The following is a 21168-nucleotide window of genomic DNA, read 5'->3' as shown; positions in this document are numbered from 1 at the left end:
TACCATGAAAAAAGGAATTACTCTTTTTCTTTTGTCTCTGCTTTTCATCACCCCCGGATGTAAACAGTCAAAAGAAACCATCGTGAACGAATACAATATCGTTCCGTTGCCAAACCAAATGATTCCCCAACAGGGACGGTTCGAAATAAGTAAAAAAGTAAGAGTCATAACAACCGCTTGTACACCGGACGTACAAATCATTGCCGACAGCCTCATCAACCGATTGAAGCTGACATCAGGAATTACCATAAAGCAAACTTTCGAGAACGTAACGGACGAGCCTGTTATTCGTTTCGTGCCGCAAGACGGAATGCCCGAAGAGGGATATAAACTCTCTGTCACTCCTCAAAATATCACCCTTACAGCTTCTACCCCCAAGGGATTTTTCTATGCAGTGCAAACACTTTATCAGTTATTGCCACCCGTTGTATATGGTAATCAAAAGGTGAAGAACGCCGAATGGTCGGTACCGGCTGTCGAAATAGAAGATGCTCCGCGCTTTGCATACCGTGGTCTGATGCTGGACGTATGTCGCCACTTCTCCCCGGTGGAATATATATATAAATTCATCGATATGCTGGCCATGCACAAGATGAACACTTTCCACTGGCATCTGACCGACGACCAGGGATGGAGAATCGAAATCAAAAAATATCCTAAACTGACTGAGATAGGTTCCAAACGTAAAGAAACATTGGTAGATTATTACTATGTAAACTACCCGCAAGTCTTTGACGGCAAAGAGCATGGCGGATACTATACACAGGAGCAGATCAGAGCCATTGTAGACTATGCAGCCAGCAAATTTATCACGGTGATCCCCGAAATCGAGATGCCGGGGCATGCAATAGCAGCCATTGCTTCTTATCCGGAACTTTCATGTACACCGGACAGCACATGCGATGTGACAGGAACCTGGGGTGTATTTGAGCAGGTATTCTGCCCTTCAGACACCACTTTCCAATTCCTTGAAGGAGTGATGGATGAAGTTATGGATCTCTTCCCCAGCAAATACATCCATATCGGTGGTGACGAATGCCCGAAAACAGCCTGGATCAACAGTGAATACTGCCAGTCGTTGATCAAACAACTGGGACTGAAAGACGATGTTACCCCCAACGTTATCGATGGGAAGAAACATACCAAAGAAGAGAAGTTACAAAGCTACTTCATCACCCGCATGGAGAAATACTTGAATAGTAAAGGGCGTAACATCATCGGATGGGACGAAATTCTGGAAGGCGGACTGGCCCCGAATGCCACCGTTATGTCCTGGAGAGGAGTAGAGGGTGGATTAAATGCAGCCAAAGCCGGACACAACGCCATTATGACACCAAATCCATACGCATATCTGGATCAGTATCAGGAAGAACCGGAGATAGCTCCCGTCACCATCGGTGGATATAATACGCTTAAAAAGACTTACAGCTACAACCCTGTACCGGACGATGCAAACGAACTGGTGAAAAAGCATATCATCGGTGTACAGGGTAACATCTGGACGGAATACATGCCCGGCAATGACAACCGCGACTATCAGGCTTTCCCACGTGCAGTAGCCATCGCCGAAACGGGCTGGACATTGAATGCAAACAAAAACTGGAATAACTTTTGCCAACGCATGGTAGAAGACTTCCGTCGTATGGATGTGAAAAATGTCAAAGCTTGCCGCAATTTCTTCGATGTGAATATCAATACACATGTAGACGAAACTAATACGTTGAAAGTAGTACTGGAAAGTTTCTACCCCAATGCCGAAATTCACTATACAACAAATGGAAGCGTTCCAACAGTAGAATCTGCCATTTACAATCAGCCTTTCGCCTTATCCGGCGAGATGGACGTGAAAGCCGCTGCTTTCAAAGACGGAAAGATGTTGGGCAAGGTCAGTGGAAAGAAGTTGTATGGCAATCTGATCAGTGGTAAAAGTTTCACAGTGACTCCGCCCATCGGAGGGGCCAAAGGCGACATTTTTGGTGAAAATGATGTTCTCGGTACTGATATAAGCACTTTCGGACTGACCAACGGTAAACGTGGCAACATCGCTTCGATGACTCCGTGGAGCGGATTCCGGATGAACGACGCCTGCAATAAACTGGTATTTATCGTTGAATTCGAACAGCCTACTACTGTCAGCAAAGTGGTCTTCGGTTCGTTATACAACCCCGCATCAGTCATTCTCCCTCCCAGTGTAGCTACTGTCGAGACCTCTTCCGACGGACGGAAGTATGATAAAATGGCAGAAGCTTCCTTCAAACGGAACTATCCTGAAAGAGGCAGAAAGGCATTCACTGATACATTAGGCTTTGCCCCCAAAGAAGTCAAGTATATCAAAATCACTCTTCAAAATGGTGGTACTTTACGAAACGGTATTGATTTCGTGAAAGACCCGAATGAAAAAGATGTGGTTCAGGCTAACATCTATTTGGACGAAATAGAAGTATATTAACGACCACATCATACTCCACAAAAACGCGGAGGACACAGAGTATTATTCCATTTCTGAAAATATAAACTCTGCGTCCTCCGCTTTATTTCCGGACACAATTACTGTCCAAAGAGACAACTGCGTCCGGAATATCTTTGTAGTTTTTTACAAATCTTAGATCAATCCCTTTTCAGACAGATAGCGTTCAGCTTCAATAGCAGCTTTACATCCGCTTCCGGCTGCTGTAATAGCCTGACGATAATGCGGATCAGCTACGTCACCCGCAGCAAATACTCCGGGTACCTTGGTACGAGGACTGTCACCGTCGGTGGTAATATATCCCACTTCATCAGTATCCAGATAGGGTTTAAAGATGTCCGAATTCGGTTTATGCCCGATAGCAAGGAAGAAACCGTCGATAGGTAATGAATAGCGTTCTTCATCGGGCTCCTCCCAACGTTTCACAAGATTCATACCTTCTACACCGTTCTCACCGAAAAGACCAACTACATTATGCTCAAAAAGTACTTCAATCTTATCATGTTTCCTCACACGCTCCTGCATAATTTTCGAAGCACGGAGATAAGGCTTGCGCACAACCAGATAAACCTTGGAAGCGAGTCCGGCCAAATAGATCGCTTCTTCACAAGCAGTGTCACCACCACCTACCACAGCAACCACTTTCTTACGATAGAAAAAACCGTCGCAAGTAGCACAAGCGCTTACCCCCATACCGGCATACTTCTTTTCATCGTCCAGTCCTAAATATTTGGCTGTAGCTCCGGTGGCGATAATCAATGAATCGGCTTCGATTACTTTTTCACCATCGATTGTAATTTTGTAAGGAGCCTGACCAAGATCAGAAGCGGTAGCAATCCCAAAGCGGATGTCAGCACCAAAACGTTCGGCCTGTGTACGAAGATCTTCCATCAATTGTGGTCCGCTGATTCCTTGCGGATAGCCCGGGAAGTTTTCTACATCGGTAGTGGTAGTCAACTGTCCACCCGGCTGTATTCCTTCGTAAAGCACCGGTGACAAATTTGCACGTCCAGCATAGATAGCGGCTGTATAGCCGGCTGGTCCTGAACCTATAATAAGGCATTTAATTCTTTCTGTTTCCATACTCCTATTTATATTTTACGATTTACTATTTAACGCTTGAAATCATTTCCCTCTCCTACCGAAGATCAATCACTTCGGCATGAGGATATTGTTTCTTATCAAACACAAACATACCATCGGCATATTTCAAACCTGTCTGATAACCGGTCACAGTGATCTCGCTACGACTCTTATCACGTTGTTCCATCATAATGAACAAGGGTTGATAAGTGTCTTTACTCACATAAAGCACAATTCGCGATAAATCTCTCTTCTTATCAGTAGCAGTCAATACTACCTCATAGACCGGTTTGCCACCAAAGTTCTTCAATGATCCGATCTTATAGTCGAAGCCATGACGGTATATCTGTAAAAGCGCATACGGATTAAGGCCCTGCAATTCGGTCCCGGTAGGGTTACTGATATTAACTTCATCACTGCTTCTCAGATAGCTCCACTGGGTCTTACCATCAAACCAAGTAATACCATCGTCTGTTTTCAGTACAAACTTTTCCCCTTTGAGTTCGATGACTCCGGCAGACTGTCCGGCCATCCTGCTTTTGTTAAACACTGTCACGTTGAATTCCGCACAGATACCGCCTGCCTTTTCAAATGTGGCCGCCGTCTTATCAAGCACAACTTTTGCCTGCATTTGTTGTTGAGCAAACACAGGCAAAGTCAGTAAAGCTATCCAAATGCTAATTATAATCTGCTTCATTGTATACACTCATTTAACGTTTGATTATTGAATATTGTTCAAACGCATTTCAAGGTCATTTTCGTCCACACACAGCACATCGCGTGCCTTGCTTCCCTGTGAGGGACCTACAATACCGGCCTTTTCCAGCTGATCCATCAAACGCCCGGCACGATTGTAGCCGATGGAGAATTTGCGCTGTATCAGCGAAGTAGATCCCTGCTGGTGAATCACAATCAACCGGGCAGCTTCCTCAAACAACGGATCGAGCCGTCCCATATCGACTTCCCCCAAATCACTGCCGCTATCTTCACTCACATATTCGGGCAGGAAGAAGGCGGTAGGATATCCCTGCTGACGTGAAATATACTTGGTGATTTCTTCCACTTCGGGCGTATCGATAAATGCACACTGTACACGTACCGGATCGGCTCCCTGAAGGAAGAGCATATCACCGCGACCGATCAACTGATTGGCTCCCGGACGGTCGAGGATAGTACGTGAGTCCATCATCGCTGACACGCGAAATGCGATACGTGCCGGGAAGTTGGCCTTAATAGTACCTGTAATGATATTGGTAGTCGGACGCTGGGTTGCGATAATCATATGAATACCTACGGCACGTGCCAACTGCGCAATACGGGCGATCGGTAGTTCTATCTCCTTACCGGCTGTCATAATCAAATCACCAAACTCATCAATAACCACTACGATATAAGGCATAAATTTATGCCCCTTTTCCGGATTCAGGCGGCGATTGATGAACTTCTCGTTGTACTCTTTAATGTTGCGCACATGAGCCATTTTCAGCAGATCATAGCGGCTGTCCATCTCTACACAAACAGAATTGAGGGTCTGCACCACTTTAGTTACGTCAGTGATGATAGCATCTTCACCATCGGGAAGTTTTGCAAGAAAATGATGCTCAATGACAGAATAAATGCTGAATTCCACTTTCTTAGGATCCACCAGAACAAACTTCAATTCGGCAGGATGCTTCTTATAAAGCAGTGAAGTGATGATAGCGTTCAAGCCGACAGATTTACCTTGTCCGGTAGCACCTGCCACCAATACGTGCGGCATTTTGCAAAGATCAACCATGAATACCTCATTCGTAATGGTTTTACCAAGTGCAATAGGCAAATCATAGGTTGACTCCTGAAACTTCTTACTACCTATAATAGACTGTCCTGAAACGATCTTCGGATTTGAGTTAGGCACCTCGATACCGATCGTACCTTTTCCAGGTATGGGAGCAATGATACGAATGCCCAACGCAGAAAGGCTCAAAGCGATATCGTCTTCCAAGCCACGAATCTTTGAAATACGTACTCCTTGTTCCGGAGTGATCTCATAAAGAGTTACCGTAGGTCCTACCGTAGCTTTAATCGTACTTATTTCAATGCCAAAACTACGCAATGTATTGATAATACGGTCTTTATTCGCATTCTGTTCCTCCATATTGATGGTAGGCTCACTATTTTCATAGTGTTTCATCAAATCGATAGTAGGAAAATGATAGTTCTCTAAATCCAATTTAGGGTTGTAAGGTTCGGTCTCCGCACCCAGATAATTTTCATCATCGGCAGCAGGCTCTATCTCGAACTCAGGCTCTTTATCTGCCGACGCTGCCCGAAAAGGAGGTACGGGATCAGGAGCTGTCTGTTCAAAAGTCATAGTCACATCACCATCGGATGTCACATCCCTGTCTTCCGGAGTCACAGGCATTTCAGTTGAAGATTCGACAGGTGTTTCAGGCACAACAGTAGTTTCCACCTTTTTCACCGGTACTTCCTGCCGGAAAGTACGATTTACATCAAATTCCACTTCCTGAGGTTTCGGGTTATCATATTCATGTGGTTGAGGGGCCTGAGTAACTTCAGCAAGTTCTTCTTTTTGTTTACGCTTCAAGAAACTAAGACTAAAAAGCTTACGCAGCCAAATGATGGTGCGGGCACTCATATATATAAGGAAACAAATACCTGTTGCCAGAAGAATCAGCCATACACCCGGAATGCCGACTTGAGAAATCAGCCAGTTACTGATGTTATAACCATGCAATCCACCCAGATAGATGAAGGAGTCCTGATAATGGTCCATAAAAACGAAACCAAGGAAAACAGAAAACCAAATGAGCAGCAATGAACATCCGATAAACCATTTCCAAAGGCGTACCACACGCACACGCATTAATTTGAGTCCGGCAACAGCCAAATAGATTAAAATAAAGAAAGAGGAAATGCCAAAACAATCATTGATCAGGTAGCTTGCCAACTGAGCTCCCCGGGAACCTGCATAGTTCTTTACGTGATTGTTCACAGCAGCAAGGTCCTGGGCATTTCCGCTATCAATAATACTTTGGTCAGCTGCTCCAGTGAAAAAGAAAGAGGTAAAGGCCAGTAACAAATAGACTGAGAAAATGACCAGTACCAACCCGATTACAAAGTGAATTGTTTCGTTCCTGAAGAAAGCCACATATTTTTTTGTGGAAGCCGGCTTCTGTTCTGCTTCCTTATCTGATTTCTTTTTTGCCATGTGGATGATGAATCTTAAGCTATATAATTAATGATGCAAAAGTAGTAAAAAAAAGAATTTCATTGGACTACCCACAACTTTTTCTTACCTTTGCGTTTCAATTCAAGCAGATATGAAAAAAGAGAGTCAAGTAATATTTGATAAGAATGTGATAGAATTCGTTACAGTAGCCGCCGAGTTCTGCGCTTTTTTGGAACGTGCCGAAAGTATGAAACGCAGTACGTTTGTTGATACCACCCTTAAAATACTTCCTTTGCTTTATCTAAAAGCATCCATGCTTCCGAAATGCGAAATGATAGGTGATGAATCACCTGAAACGTATGTAACGGAAGAAATTTACGAAGTGTTACGCATCAACCTGGCATCCATATTGGCAGAAAAAGACGATTATCTGGAAGTATTTCTACCCGACATGGCTTACAGTGACGAACCGATCAAAAAGAATATTTCGGAAGATTTGGCCGATATCTATCAGGATATCAAAGACTTTATCTTCGTATTCCAGCTGGGATTGAACGAGACGATGAACGATTCCCTCGCCATCTGCCAAGAAAACTTCGGACTCTTGTGGGGACAAAAACTGGTAAACACCATGCGTGCCCTGCATGACGTAAAATATAGTCCGAAAGCCCGGGGAGAAGACGAAGAGGAAGAAGAGTACGAACCCGAAAACAATGAAGACTGTCACTGTGAAGATGACGACTGCCATTGTCACGATCATGGCTGCCATTGCCATGATGATGAATAAAAGAATATGATTTTAAAAAGAACCATAAGCAAAGAAGAGGTGAAGGAGATGCCCAAAGCAGCATTTCCCGGACGGATTCATGTAATACAGACTGAAAGTGAGGCGCAAAAAGCGGTGGCTTATCTGCAATCCCAAGCCATCTTGGGAATCGACAGCGAGACACGTCCCTCATTCACCAAGGGACATTCTCATAAAGTAGCATTACTTCAGATTTCATCTGACGAGTGTTGCTTTCTGTTTCGCCTGAACATGACCGGCCTAACCCAACCTATCATAGAACTACTTGAAGATCCGAAAGTAATCAAAGTGGGCCTTTCGCTAAAAGACGACTTCATGATGTTACACAAACGAGCCCCTTTCAATCAACAGGCATGCATTGAGTTACAAGAGTACGTCCGTCCTTTCGGCATTCAGGATAAGAGCCTGCAAAAGATATACGGTATCTTGTTTAGTGAGAAAATCTCAAAATCACAGCGTCTTTCTAATTGGGAAGCAGATGTACTGACGGATGCTCAAAAGCAATACGCAGCTACAGATGCTTGGGCCTGCCTCAACATATATCACTTATTGGAGGAACTGAAACGAACAGGAAACTACGAATTGGCTCCGGAAGAGGAAGCCACAGAGAAAGTAAAAGTAGGTTCAGATCAACAATAAAAGTAAAAACAACATAATAAATTTATGCATAAAGTATATCTTAAACCCGGCAAAGAAGACTCATTGAAACGGTTCCACCCCTGGATTTTTTCTGGTGCCATCGCCCACTTCGACGGCGAACCCGAGGAAGGTGAAGTAGTGGAAGTGTACACCTCAAAAAAAGAATTTATTGCCAAAGGGCATTTCCAGATCGGAAGTATTGCTGTACGTGTACTTTCGTTCAAACAAGAAGAGATTAACCACGATTTCTGGAAACACAAATTGGAAGTGGCCTACGACATGCGACGCAGTATTGGCATCGCTACCAATCCGACTAACAATACCTATCGCCTGGTACATGGAGAAGGCGATAATCTGCCCGGACTCGTTATCGATGTTTATGCCCGGACTGCTGTGATGCAGGCACATTCTGCAGGAATGCATGTAGACCGTATGGCCATTGCCGAAGCTTTGTCCGAAGTTATGGGTGATCAGATTGAAAATATCTATTATAAATCAGAAACGACCCTCCCATTTAAAGCGGACCTTTTCCCGGAGAACGGTTTCCTTAAAGGAGGAAGCAGCGACAACATCGCTCAGGAATATGGGCTGAAATTCCATGTAGACTGGCTGAAGGGACAAAAAACAGGTTTTTTTGTAGACCAGCGTGAGAATCGTGCTCTACTGGAGCGTTATGCCAAGGGGCGGTCGGTATTAAATATGTTCTGTTATACCGGAGGCTTTTCCTTTTACGCCATGCGTGGAGGTGCCAAACAGGTGCACTCGGTAGACAGTTCTGCAAAAGCCATCGATCTGACTAATAAAAATGTAGAATTAAACTTCCCGGGAGATACCCGTCATGCAGCCTTTGCTGAAGATGCTTTCAAATATCTCGACCGTATGGGTGACCAGTACGACTTGATCATTCTTGATCCTCCGGCATTTGCCAAACATAAGGATGCGCTGCGCAATGCCCTTCAGGGCTACCGCAAGCTCAATGCCAAAGCATTTGAGAAAATCAAACCGGGTGGTATCTTATTCACCTTCTCATGTTCGCAAGTAGTGACCAAAGATAATTTCCGTACTGCTGTATTTACTGCTGCCGCCATGTCGGGCAGAAGTGTACGTATACTACATCAGTTGACCCAGCCCGCAGACCATCCGGTGAACATCTATCACCCGGAAGGGGAATATCTCAAAGGATTGGTGCTCTATGTAGAATAATCATTCCATAAACATAAAAGCAGCAGCCTCAAAGTTAATTAGAGTTAACAAATAGAAGATTTTCATCAAATCATTATGTTATATAACATAAATCCCTTTATCTTTGCACTGTGTTTTTCATGGTATTAGATTTAAGGTTAATAAAGATTGGCTGTCCGGGAGGATAGCCTTTTTTTTATTTGTATATATGAAGAGAGAATAGATTACTGCGGGATCAATGAATAAACTTAGAAATAAAGATAGATATTCAGCCCTTTACCTCCTCCAATTTATTCATTGACTCTATTTGGTTAACAATCCATCTAATAATGTAAAAGAACCGTCCTGCAGCAGGTGGTGGATGACCTGTTTCTTTAATTAAATAAGCAGTAACCTCTACCTTTTATTTCTTTTGTTTTACTAACATAATCACCGGATTATCTTCTTCATTCAACCTAGAGGCTATTTCTTTCAATTTACCATCTTTCAGTTGGTCTTTCTTATAAATTTCAACAAGTCGGGCTGCATTTAGACTTGTGACGTCTTCAATTTCACGATTAATTGGTTTCGCTGTCATAGCCACTGTTCTTTTGTCCACATAGTCATCATTGTATATGGTAACTTGAAATACCGCCTTTTCTTCTTTGTCATACACCAGTTCATCAGCATAGAATCCGTTGCCCTTTTCAAAGTTAAATACATTTTTAACGGCTTCCATAAAGTAATAACGGTCGGTATGGATACCCATATAAAGAAAAACTTCCGGTTCCATGGTATGTGCAGAAGGAGTTCTTACAACAAAAGGACTTAATGTACCATCCGACGCATAGTTATACAATGTATCAGCCGATGTATCCATAAGTGTACATTTCCCGTTACTCAGGCGTATCTGATAAGAATAATTTGCTATAAACCTATCTCCATCATTCACAATTGGTGTATCAATCGTTTTGAAAGGAATAAAAATATCACGGGTGATACTTCCATCCTGTTTTGATAGGATAATATGGTATGATTTGGTTCTATCCTCTCCTTTACTGTGATAATCTGACATATCATAACAAATCAAATTATCTTTGTCATAATCGAAAATAGATGAAACTTCCCGATCAAGACTCAAACACCGTTTGAACTTTCCATAAAGATCATACACTAAGATTTTATTTCCCGGTGACTTTACGAATATTTCACCATTGTTTTCATCAAGAATAATCTCATTAATCCTCGCATATTCTTCTGCTCCTTGCCCCCGACGATTTATCTTCCTCACTCCCTTACCGGTTTTTCTGTCAAAAATAAAAATATCCCCATCATTATTCCTATTTGTCGCCAATATGTATTCTTTTCCCACATCCTGCACCAGACCTTGTGTAAGAAACTCGTCAGTGGTCTCCAACGCAACATATTCTACATCCATAAAGTCCTGAAGAATCAATTCTTTTTTAGGATAACTTTTCGAAACGTCAACAATGATTAAATCATTGTTTGACTGTTTATTTTCTCCACACCCCGCTAATACCACCAACAGAATGACTGCTAAAATCGTTTTTGTTTGTTTCATTTCAGTTATTGTTTATTTGATAAAGAAGAACCTGTTTAGAGCCTGTAAAAAAATGGCTGAAATCTTTTTAATCTAAACTTTCCGTATCAGCCGAATAGTTTCTTTCTTTGGAGTAACCAAACTTTAAAAAAGATATATCAGACTGATTTTAAGGAAAGAGAGTGGCAATATATAACAAAAGTATTGAACCTGCAAGAAAGAAAGCGAAAATAAGATTTACAAATGATTTAGAATACCATTTTTTATTTAGTGAAGACCGGCTGCCAATGGCATATGCTTCCTCTTGACCTTCCTAAGTGGCAGTTGGTTTACTACTACTATCGCAAATGGGCGACCTTGTTGGATTTTGACTTGCTATTAGAGAAACTTCCTAAAGACCTTTTTTCCCTGCGCAAATAAAGAAGAAAACAAATGGATTTCCCCTCTTATCATAAGTCCTTATAAACAAGACTATTACGATCCTTCATGCGATCTTTACTCCGGCCCGCATACCCGGATAAGATTCAGACCATCTTCGCCAAAAATACGAAGGAAAACAAAATGCTTTTATAGGCATAAACAGATAAGATAACAGATACATCACGCTATATGTCAAACCGTTACGTTTACGTTCTCTACTAAAACGAAGAGTGGAAGATGGAAGATCGAAATTCATTTTTCGTATGAGAAGCGTACAAAAGGTTTTAGAGTCCGCTGAAATCGTCCCCTCAAATACCGGACAAAGTTCGGTTGCCACACCTTCGTTATCGAAATAACAGGCTTTAAGATTATTATGGAGGAAAACTTAAACCGGCTCTTAGATTAAATAAGGTAGCAACGGATTATATATACCCACATTATAAAAACAAATTATTAATCGTACTTTTGCAGGTTTATTTCTGACATTTAGTCATTTATACAATAGAAGTAAGTCATTTGGAATAGACCGCTTTCTTTTTTATAGACCTTTCATTCTCTGTTTTTTCCAATTTTCTTTTGCCATTTTCCTTTTCTCATTTCCTTTTATTCCATGCTTTTTCCACTCTGTCAACTAAAAATATTATATTTGCACCTGATCTGCCATAGACAGGCACGACGGGAAACACATCAATAAAAGTTATGAATATAAAAAATCGTTTGATTATTATGAACTTCCTGCAATTCTTTGTATGGGGGTCGTGGTTAATTTCACTAGGTGGCTATATGGAAAGAGGCCTCCATTTTGAAGGTGGGCAAATCGGAGCCATTTTCGCAACAATGGGAATCGCATCCATTATCATGCCGGGAATAACAGGCATTATAGCCGACAAATGGTTCAATGCCGAACGCCTTTATGGTATTTGCCACTTGCTGGGAGCCGGCTGCTTGTTCTACGCTTCTACCGCCACCGACTATAATCAAATGTATTGGGCCATGTTACTCAATCTAATGGTTTACATGCCTACTCTTTCGCTCGCCAATACTGTTTCGTACAATGCACTCGAACAATATAAATGCGATTTAGTAAAAGACTTCCCGCCTATCCGTGTATGGGGAACCATCGGTTTCATTTGTGCTATGTGGGCAGTGGACCTTACCGGATTCAAAAACTCCAGTGCTCAACTTTATGTCGGAGCAAGCTCAGCATTACTTCTCGGACTGTATTCTTTCACTCTGCCCCCATGCCCCCCTGCAAAAAATCAGAGCAAAACCCTATTGTCTTCTTTCGGTCTAGATGCCCTCAGCCTATTCAAAAGAAAAAAGATGGCTATCTTTTTCTTTTTCTCGATGTTGCTGGGTGCAGCCTTGCAAATCACAAATACATATGGTGATGCATTTTTGGGGAGTTTCGCCAAAATACCCGAATTTGCAGACTCTTTCGGTGTCAAGCACTCGGTAATCCTGCTGTCCATCTCACAAATGTCCGAGACACTGTTTATCCTGGCCATTCCTTTCTTCCTGAAGCACTTCGGAATCAAACGTGTCATGCTCATCAGTATGTTTGCCTGGGTATTCCGATTCGGACTGTTTGGCTTTGGTGATCCGGGATCAGGCATCTGGATGCTGATTTTATCAATGATAGTATACGGTATGGCATTTGATTTCTTCAACATTTCCGGTTCTTTATTTGTTGAATTGGAAACCAAACCTGAGACAAGGGCCAGTGCACAAGGTTTGTTCTTCATTATGACAAACGGATTGGGCGCTGTCATCGGAGGATATGCCAGTGGAGCCGTAGTGGATGCATTCTCTGTATATGAAAACGGAATGTTGGCAAGTCGCAACTGGCCGGCTATCTGGTTCATATTTGCAGCATATGCACTGGCTATCGGTATTTTGTTTGCAATTGTTTTCAGATACAAACATCAACCGGGAGAACTTAAGAAAGTGAACAATTAACAATGGATAAGAAAGTAGAATTACAGGTATTGAACATTTCTAACAGCCAGGCGCAGGTAGGTGCCTATGCAATGGTATTGGGAGAAGTAGATGGCGAACGGCAGCTACCTATTATAATAGGACCTGCCGAGGCACAAGCTACAGCCATTTGCCTGAAAGGAATAAAGGCCCCACGCCCGCTGACACACGATTTATTCTATTCGTGTCTGAATGTTTTGGGAGCAACTCTGCTCCGGGTACTAATATACAAAGCCAAAGAAGGCGTTTTCTATTCGTATATCTACTTTAAAAAAGACGAAGAAATTATTCGGATAGATGCCCGTACCTCGGATGCAGTGGCACTGGCCGTCAGGGCAGATTGTCCTATCTTTATATACGAATCTATTCTTGAACGCGAGTGTATACGGTTGACAGACGGGGACGAACGTCCCGATACTCCGGAAGAGGATGAAAACTCACGCACGGAGCCGGTCAGCATTATTTCTCTTGAAGAAGCATTGAATAAAGCCATTCAAGAAGAGAATTACGAACTGGCAGCCCGACTTCGTGACGAAATAAACCGACATAAATAAAAGATATGCACGTATTTTATACCCCTGATATACAAACCAGCACAGAACTTCCTGAAGAGGAAGCACAGCACTGTGTACGTGTGCTCCGCCTGACAGCCGGAGATGAAATTAGTCTCACCGACGGAAAGGGAAACTTCTATCGGGCAGAGATCAGCGTGGCAACCCATAAACGTTGCCTGGTGAATATTAAAGAAACAATTTACCAAGAGCCTTTGTGGGACGGACATCTGCACATTGCTATGGCACCCACAAAAAATATGGATCGTAATGAATGGTTTGCTGAAAAAGCAACTGAAATAGGGTTCGACGAATTAACATTCTTGAACTGCCGCTTCTCCGAACGGAAAGTAATTAAAACCGAACGCATTGAAAAGATATTGGTGTCTGCCATCAAGCAATCGTTAAAAGCACGTTTACCGCGTCTGAACGAGATGACTGATTTTTGCACATTTATCGAAAAAGACTTTAAAGGGCAAAAGTTCATTGCCCACTGTTACGAAGGAGAGAAACCTTTACTGAAAGATGTCTTGACAAAAGGAGAAGATGCCCTGGTGTTGATCGGACCGGAAGGTGACTTCAGCGAAGAGGAAGTCAAGAAAGCAATCGAGAAAGGATTTGTCCCTATTAGTTTAGGCAAATCGCGACTGCGCACAGAAACAGCAGCATTGGTGGCTTGCCACACAATGAATATGTAATTTACAGAAATAAAAAAGATAGTAATTATGGTAAAACGAATGATTTCCCGACTTTCGGTACTGGCAGTACTGATCGTTTTCATGGCAGCCTGCTCCAAGAAAGCGGAATATATCCATGTGATTCCGGCCGATGCTTCGGCTGTTGCTTCCATTAATCTGAATTCTCTTGCCGACAAAGCCGGCTTGAATGATAAACAGAATGAAGGGATGAAACAAAAAATGATGGAAGCCCTGAAAAGCGGAATGAATGCAGCTGCTTTCCAGCAACTGGAAAAAATAATGAAAAATCCTTCTCAATCGGGGATTGATGTCAAAGCTCCTGTATTCGTATTTACTTCCAAGACTTTCATTAGTCCCACTATAGTTGCCAAAGTCAGTAATATCGAGGACTTGCGTGCTTCGCTCGACTTAATGGCCAAAGAAGGAATCTGCCAGCCTATAGCAGAAGAAGAGGGGTACAGTTTCACATCCTTGCAGAAGAACAATCTATTGGTCTTTAATGAAAATGCAGCAGTTTTGACAGAAGCCTACGGAACTTCTCAAATGGATGTTGCCAAACAAACCATCTCCACACTGCTCAAACAGACCGAAGAGAACAGTATCGCCTCAAACGGCAGTTTCCGGAAGATGCAGGATCAGAAAGGAGACATCAACTTTTTTGCTTCAATGGATGCGGTTCCCAAAATGTATACTCAACAAATCAGTCTGGGACTCTCTTCACAAATCGACTTGAGTGAAGTAAAAGCTGTGGGTAACCTCAACTTTGAGAAAGGAAAAATCGCTCTGCAGATCGAAACCTACTCGGATAATGCAGAGACGGATGCGTTACTGAAGAAACAGGCTCAAGCTGTTAAAAAGTTAAATACAACTTTCCTCCAGAACTTCCCCGAATCGACTCTCGCATTCTTAAATATAGGAGTCAATGGAGCAGCATTCTACGATTTGCTGTTCAATAATGAAGAATTCCGTAGAAATGTGTCTCTTGCGAAAGCCGATGAAGTAAAAAGTTTATTCGCCTCTTTCGATGGAGATATTTCCATCGGACTAATTAATGTAACCTTGAACAGTGTTCCTACTTTTGCTGCTTATGCAGATGCAAAGAACGGAAATGCCCTGAAAGCATTGTACGACAATAAGAAACAATTAAAATTAGGTAAAAACGAAGATATTATCCAATTGGGCGAAAACGAATATGTTTATAAGTCAAGAGCAACCAACGTATTCTTTGGCATCCGCAACAAGCAGATGTATGCCACTAATGATGAACTTCTGTACAAGAGTATCAGCAAACCTGTAGAGAAATCAATCAAAGATGCCGGATATGTATCGGATATGAAAGGCAAAAATGTATTCTTTGTTATCAATATGGATGCTATTCTCGATCTCCCTGTTGTGAAAATGATGGCCGGATTCGGCGGCGAAGAATATCAAACTTATTATAAACTCGCTTCAAAAATTTCGTATATCGAGGCATTCAGTGACAGCGAAGGTAAGACCGAAACAGCCATTCTTCTGAAAAACAAAGACGACAACGCTTTAAAACAGATAGTAGACTTTGCCAAGCAGTTCGCCGGCATGTAATCTTCAACGTGTATGGACAGCATTCACCTACAGCAAACACTTCCCCAAGTGTTTGCTGACCGTAATTCGATAACTTCGGATGTATGGCATCGGAATCTTGTTTTCCATAAAGGAAAATCTTACCTGATCGAGGCTGCCTCCGGTACCGGTAAATCATCGTTGTGCAGCTACATCTACGGCTACCGAAACGACTATCAGGGAATCATCAACTTCGACGAAACCAATATCAAAGCATATCCGGTGAAGCAATGGGTGGAAATCCGGAAGCATTCACTGAGTATGCTTTTTCAGGATTTACGCATTTTTACGGAGTTGACCGCCATCGAAAACATCCGACTAAAGAATAACCTGACCGGATATAAAACCCGAAAAGAAGTATTATCACTGTTCGAAGCATTGGGACTCTCGGACAAACTGAACGTGAAGGCAGGCAAACTTTCTTTCGGACAACAACAGCGAGTGGCGTTCATCCGATCGCTTTGTCAACCTTTCGACTTCATTTTCCTGGACGAGCCCATCAGTCATTTGGACGACAACAATGCACGTATTATGGGAGAACTGGTAATGGAAGAAGCCAGCAAACAAGGGGCGGGAATCATCGTAACGTCCATCGGCAAGCATATCGAGTTAACATATGACAGAATATTGAAATTATGAACAACTTAGTCTGGAAGCTACTCCGTCAGCATATCAGCATCGGTCAGTTGACCGGTTTCTTCTTTGCCAACCTTTTCGGAATGGTTATTGTGCTACTCAGCGCACAATTCTACAAAGATGTAGTTCCCATCTTTACCGAAGGGGATAGCTTTATGAAGAAAGATTATATGACAGCTACTAAGAAAATCAGTACGCTGGGATCTTTTGCGGGCAAGAGTAACACTTTTTCGTCTGAGGAAATAGAGGAACTGAAGAAACAACCGTTCACCCGGAGCGTAGGTGCTTTCACTCCTTCGCAATTTAAAGTCTCCGCAGGATTGGGAATGCAGGAAGCAGGAATTCACCTTTCTACCGAAATGTTCTTTGAGGCCGTTCCTGATAAGTTTGTAGACGTCAGCCTCGATAAATGGCATTTTGATGAAAACACGCACACCATCCCTATCATCATTCCGCGCAATTATCTGAATTTATATAACTTCGGATTTGCCCAGAGCCGAAGCCTGCCTAAACTATCGGAAGGGTTGATGAGCCTGATCCAAATGGATATTCTGATGCGGGGCAACGGACGGGTTGAGCAATATAAAGGAAACATCGTCGGCTTTTCCAACCGGTTGAATACTATTTTGGTTCCACAATCTTTTATGAACTGGGCTAACCAAAACTTTGCACCGGATAGCCAGCCGGACCCTTCACGGCTGATTATTGAAGTAGACAATCCCGCTGATGCCTCCATTGCAAAGTATTTCCAACAAAAGGGTTATGAGACAGAAGACGGAAAACTGGACGCCGGGAAAACCACTTATTTTCTGCGTCTGATTGTGGGTATTGTCCTTGCAGTGGGACTATTTATCAGCATACTCTCTTTCTACATTCTGATGCTCAGCATTTTTCTGCTTTTACAAAAGAACACCGTGAAACTGGAAAGTTTGCTTCTGATAGGTTACAGCCCTTCAAGAGTAGCACTCCCCTATCAGATTCTTACACTAGGACTCAATGTTGTTGTACTGTTACTATCCGTCGGCATTGTTTCGTGGGCACGCACCTCTTATCTTACGACACTGAACCTGTTGTTTCCACAAATGTCTGTCGGATCTCTCTGGCCAACTTTCGCCATAGGTATATTTTTATTCTTATTGGTGTCTTCCATCAACGTTATTATACTGAAAAAGAAGATGTTGTCAATATGGATACACAAAGCATAGGAGAGATTAGGGCATAAAAAAAGGAGCAACGCCTTGCTCCAACCTTTGTTAACCTTAAATCTAATACTATGAAAAACACATTGCAAAGATACGTACTCTTTGGTTATCTGCAAATAATACAAGAAAAAAAGTATGTTTTATAACACCATTTAAGAGTTTAACACCTGCTTTTCACTTCCTTTTTCATATCTTTGTAACGTTATTAATAAAGATATGACCATGCCGGACTATGATCTGATTGCCATTCTTGGCCCTACCGCTTCGGGTAAAACCCCTTTTGCTGCCGCATTGGCCGCAGAGTTAAATACTGAAATCATCAGTGCCGATTCACGCCAAATCTATCGGGGAATGGATCTTGGTACAGGCAAAGACCTGGAAGACTACACTATTAACGGCCGACAAATCCCTTACCACCTGATAGATATTGCTGATCCGGGCTATAAATACAATGTATTTGAGTATCAACGTGATTTCCTGACAGCTTACGAGACTATTAAACAAAAAGGATGTCTCCCCGTTCTATGTGGAGGGACAGGCTTGTATCTGGAGTCGGTACTAAAAGGCTATCGCCTGATTCCAGTTCCCGAAAACCAAGAGTTGCGTGTACGCCTGGCCGAAAAATCATTGGAAGAACTGACTGCCATTTTAAGCAGTTATAAGACACTTCACAATTCGACAGACGTGGATACCGTCAAACGGGCAATCCGTGCTATCGAAATAGAAGAGTATTATGCAAAGACACCAATAGAAGAACGGGAGTTCCCACAACTGAACAGCCTGATTATCGGAGTGGACATCGACCGTGAATTGCGACGGGAGAAAATCACCCGCCGCCTTAAACAAAGACTGGACGACGGGATGGTTGAAGAGGTACGTCGTCTCCTGGCAGAGGGAATTCAGCCGGATGATCTGATTTATTATGGATTGGAATACAAATACCTGACTTTGTACGCCATTGGCAAAATGACATACGATGAAATGTTTACCGGTCTGGAAACTGCCATCCACCAGTTTGCCAAACGGCAAATGACCTGGTTTCGGGGAATGGAACGAAGAGGTTTCACCATTCATTGGGTAGATGCTTCACTCCCAATGGAGGAAAAGATTAACTTTGTAAAGCAGAAACTCAAAGAGTTTTAGTAACTTTGGCGAAGCTCTTAACCGTTTTTGTTTCATTTATCAGTTCGTCCCGCAAGTGTGGGTCCATGCGCCCGGCTACCCAAGCCCATCAGTCCGGGAACGGAGGCAGATGAGCCCTCAAGCGCAGGGCGAGTTAATGGATAAAGAGAAAGGTAATAAATAGCCTATGATAACCGGTTAAGTCAGTGCAAGTCTGTTATTAATATATGAATGATCGGTCGTTTAACAAAAAGATCGGTCACCATACAGAGAAGTTAGAAATAAAAGTACGAAATAATAAATATAATATCCATGAGCGTAGAACCTGGAAAATGGGGTGTAATCTACAATCCCAAAGCAGGCACACGAAAGGTGCAGAAACGGTGGAAAGAAATAAAAGAGTACATGGACTCTAAGGGAGTGTCATACGACTATGTGCAGTCCGAGGGTTTCGGATCGGTAGAACGACTCGCCGGCATTCTGGCCAACAACGGTTATCGCACCATCGTAGTAGTGGGCGGAGACGGTGCATTGAATGATGCCATTAACGGCATTATGAGTTCGAACGCAGAAAAAAAAGAAGAGATAGCCATCGGTATCATCCCCAACGGAATAGGAAACGACTTTGCCAGATACTGGGAATTGAATCTGGAATACAAACAAGCAGTAGACTGGATTATCAATAACCGCCGAAAGAAAATAGACGTGGGTTACTGCAACTTTTACGATGGCGAAAAACACCAACGACGTTACTTCCTCAATGCAGTCAATATAGGATTAGGTGCGCGTATCGTAAAAATCACGGACCAGACCAAACGTTTCTGGGGAGTAAAGTTCCTCTCCTATCTGGCAGCTCTCTTCCTGCTGATATTCGAACGCAAGCTTTATCGTTCACATCTCAAAATTAACGACGAACACATCCGCGGACGGATTATGACAGTCTGTGTGGGAAGTGCCACCGGATACGGACAAACCCCAAGTGCCGTACCCTATAATGGCTGGCTGGATGTATCGGTCATCTACCGTCCCGAGTTCCTGCAAATCTTGTCCGGACTGTGGATGCTTATTCAAGGACGCATATTGAACCACAAAGTGGTGAAATCCTACCGTACCCGAAAAGTAAAAGTATTGCGTGCCCAGAATGCCGCCGTCGACCTTGACGGACGCTTGTTGCCACGCCATTTCCCGATTGAAATAGGAATTATCCCGGAAGCAACCACATTGATTATACCCAATTGATAAAACATAAATGTTATGATAGAACAACTGAAGAACAATAAAACAGGAAATTTTTTCCTGTTAGCCGGTCCTTGCGTCATCGAAGGCGAAGAGATGGCTATGCGAATTGCAGAAAAAATAGTAAATATCACCGATAAACTGGGTATTCCCTATGTATTTAAAGGTTCATACCGTAAAGCCAACCGTTCTCGCCTGGATTCATTCATGGGAATTGGTGATGAAAAAGCGTTGAAAGTTCTCGAGAAAGTACACAATACCTTCGGAGTGCCTACCGTAACCGATATTCACGCAGCCGATGAAGCAGCCATGGCAGCCGATTATGTAGACATCCTGCAGATACCCGCTTTCCTCTGCCGACAAACGGACTTACTGGTCGCTGCTGCTCAAACCGGAAAAACGATTAATATCAAAAAAGGACAGTTCCTCTCTCCGCTTGCCATGCAGTTTGCAGCAGACAAGGTGATAGAGGCCGGCAACAAGAACGTTATGCTGACTGAACGTGGAACAACTTTCGGTTATCAGGACCTGGTCATCGACTACCGGGGCATACCGGAAATGCAATCTTTCGGTTATCCGGTCATCCTAGATGTAACTCATTCATTACAGCAACCCAACCAGACGAACGGTGTAACAGGCGGTATGCCGCAATTGATCGAAACGGTAGCCAAAGCCGGCATTGCCGTAGGAGCCGACGGTCTCTTTATTGAGACACACGAAAATCCGGCAGTAGCCAAAAGCGACGGTGCCAATATGTTGAAACTTGACCGGTTGGAAGGCTTATTGACTAAACTGGTGAAAATTAGAGAAGCAATTATGTGATTTACTTCCCGGTAATG

The 21168-nt window shown here is 42.9% G+C and carries 17 protein-coding genes and 1 pseudogene; 14 read left to right on the top strand and 4 right to left on the bottom strand.

Annotation, left to right across the window (positions count from 1 at the left end; genetic code table 11):
* Window positions 1–4 precede the first annotated feature (4 nt).
* On the top strand, window positions 5–2449 hold the full coding sequence (locus BSHG_RS12785; protein ID WP_008658841.1) for a beta-N-acetylhexosaminidase: 2445 nt from the start codon (window positions 5–7) through the stop codon (window positions 2447–2449).
* Window positions 2450–2602: 153 nt separating this feature from the next.
* Here BSHG_RS12785 and trxB read toward each other — a convergent pair whose 3' ends face one another.
* From trxB to BSHG_RS12800, 3 genes are read right to left on the bottom strand one after another with little or no spacing between them, the layout of a single operon-like run.
* Window positions 2603–3550: a thioredoxin-disulfide reductase gene (trxB, locus tag BSHG_RS12790; protein WP_005785383.1), complete on the bottom strand. Its 948-nt coding sequence runs from the start codon at window positions 3548–3550 to the stop codon at window positions 2603–2605.
* Window positions 3551–3605: 55 nt separating this feature from the next.
* On the bottom strand, window positions 3606–4247 hold the full coding sequence (locus BSHG_RS12795; protein WP_008658838.1) for a LolA-like putative outer membrane lipoprotein chaperone: 642 nt from the start codon (window positions 4245–4247) through the stop codon (window positions 3606–3608).
* Window positions 4248–4271: 24 nt separating this feature from the next.
* Window positions 4272–6761 carry a DNA translocase FtsK gene (locus BSHG_RS12800; RefSeq protein WP_008658836.1) on the bottom strand — a complete coding sequence of 830 codons (2490 nt, stop codon included), beginning with the start codon at window positions 6759–6761 and terminating at the stop codon, window positions 4272–4274.
* A gap of 112 nt (window positions 6762–6873) precedes the next feature.
* On the opposite strand from BSHG_RS12800, the gene BSHG_RS12805 reads away from it, so the two are divergent.
* Genes BSHG_RS12805 through BSHG_RS12815 form a run of 3 tightly spaced genes read left to right on the top strand, consistent with a single transcriptional unit; the run spans window position 6874 to window position 9369 of the window.
* Complete coding sequence (locus tag BSHG_RS12805) at window positions 6874–7509, top strand: DUF5063 domain-containing protein (RefSeq protein ID WP_005785376.1); 636 nt, start codon at window positions 6874–6876, stop codon at window positions 7507–7509.
* Window positions 7510–7515: 6 nt separating this feature from the next.
* Window positions 7516–8166 (top strand): 3'-5' exonuclease, encoded by a 651-nt coding sequence (locus tag BSHG_RS12810; RefSeq protein ID WP_005785374.1) that lies wholly within the window; start codon window positions 7516–7518, stop codon window positions 8164–8166.
* Between the two features lie 24 nt (window positions 8167–8190).
* Window positions 8191–9369, top strand: coding sequence for a class I SAM-dependent rRNA methyltransferase (locus BSHG_RS12815; protein WP_005785371.1), 1179 nt, complete (start codon window positions 8191–8193; stop codon window positions 9367–9369).
* Between the two features lie 382 nt (window positions 9370–9751).
* Here BSHG_RS12815 and BSHG_RS12820 read toward each other — a convergent pair whose 3' ends face one another.
* Window positions 9752–10909 (bottom strand): 6-bladed beta-propeller, encoded by a 1158-nt coding sequence (locus BSHG_RS12820; RefSeq protein WP_008658832.1) that lies wholly within the window; start codon window positions 10907–10909, stop codon window positions 9752–9754.
* Window positions 10910–11140: 231 nt separating this feature from the next.
* On the opposite strand from BSHG_RS12820, the pseudogene BSHG_RS23765 reads away from it, so the two are divergent.
* The 10 genes and pseudogenes from BSHG_RS23765 to kdsA all read left to right on the top strand — a co-directional run.
* Window positions 11141–11239 (top strand): annotated as a pseudogene (locus BSHG_RS23765) (transposase); the annotation flags it as partial.
* 768 nt (window positions 11240–12007) lie between these two features.
* Window positions 12008–13267, top strand: a complete 1260-nt coding sequence (locus BSHG_RS12825) for a nucleoside permease (RefSeq protein WP_010992248.1) — start codon at window positions 12008–12010, stop codon at window positions 13265–13267.
* 2 nt (window positions 13268–13269) lie between these two features.
* Complete coding sequence (locus BSHG_RS12830; protein WP_005785364.1) at window positions 13270–13839, top strand: bifunctional nuclease family protein; 570 nt, start codon at window positions 13270–13272, stop codon at window positions 13837–13839.
* 5 nt (window positions 13840–13844) lie between these two features.
* The gene (locus tag BSHG_RS12835) at window positions 13845–14534 is read left to right on the top strand and encodes a 16S rRNA (uracil(1498)-N(3))-methyltransferase (RefSeq protein WP_005801224.1); all 690 of its coding nucleotides are present in this window, start codon (window positions 13845–13847) and stop codon (window positions 14532–14534) included.
* Between the two features lie 27 nt (window positions 14535–14561).
* Entirely contained in the window at window positions 14562–16115 is a 1554-nt protein-coding gene (locus BSHG_RS12840) for a DUF4836 family protein (protein WP_005795931.1), read from the top strand.
* 12 nt (window positions 16116–16127) lie between these two features.
* Entirely contained in the window at window positions 16128–16772 is a 645-nt protein-coding gene (locus tag BSHG_RS12845; RefSeq protein WP_005785358.1) for an ATP-binding cassette domain-containing protein, read from the top strand.
* The gene (locus BSHG_RS12850; RefSeq protein ID WP_005795935.1) at window positions 16769–17974 is read left to right on the top strand and encodes a hypothetical protein; all 1206 of its coding nucleotides are present in this window, start codon (window positions 16769–16771) and stop codon (window positions 17972–17974) included. The genes BSHG_RS12845 and BSHG_RS12850 overlap by 4 nt, the downstream gene beginning before the upstream one ends.
* A 219-nt stretch (window positions 17975–18193) precedes the next feature.
* Window positions 18194–19114: a tRNA (adenosine(37)-N6)-dimethylallyltransferase MiaA gene (gene miaA / locus BSHG_RS12855; RefSeq protein WP_005795937.1), complete on the top strand. Its 921-nt coding sequence runs from the start codon at window positions 18194–18196 to the stop codon at window positions 19112–19114.
* Between the two features lie 291 nt (window positions 19115–19405).
* Window positions 19406–20332: a diacylglycerol/lipid kinase family protein gene (locus BSHG_RS12860; protein WP_005785352.1), complete on the top strand. Its 927-nt coding sequence runs from the start codon at window positions 19406–19408 to the stop codon at window positions 20330–20332.
* 15 nt (window positions 20333–20347) lie between these two features.
* A complete protein-coding gene (gene kdsA / locus BSHG_RS12865; protein ID WP_005785350.1) occupies window positions 20348–21151 on the top strand; it encodes a 3-deoxy-8-phosphooctulonate synthase in 804 nt (267 codons plus the stop codon).
* Window positions 21152–21168 lie beyond the last annotated feature (17 nt).

The sequence above is a fragment of the Bacteroides sp. 3_2_5 genome (genome assembly GCF_000159855.2).
Taxonomy (GTDB): domain Bacteria; phylum Bacteroidota; class Bacteroidia; order Bacteroidales; family Bacteroidaceae; genus Bacteroides; species Bacteroides fragilis.
The sequence above is the reverse complement of the archived record's forward strand: the minus strand, read 5'-3'. Positions and strand labels throughout refer to the sequence as shown.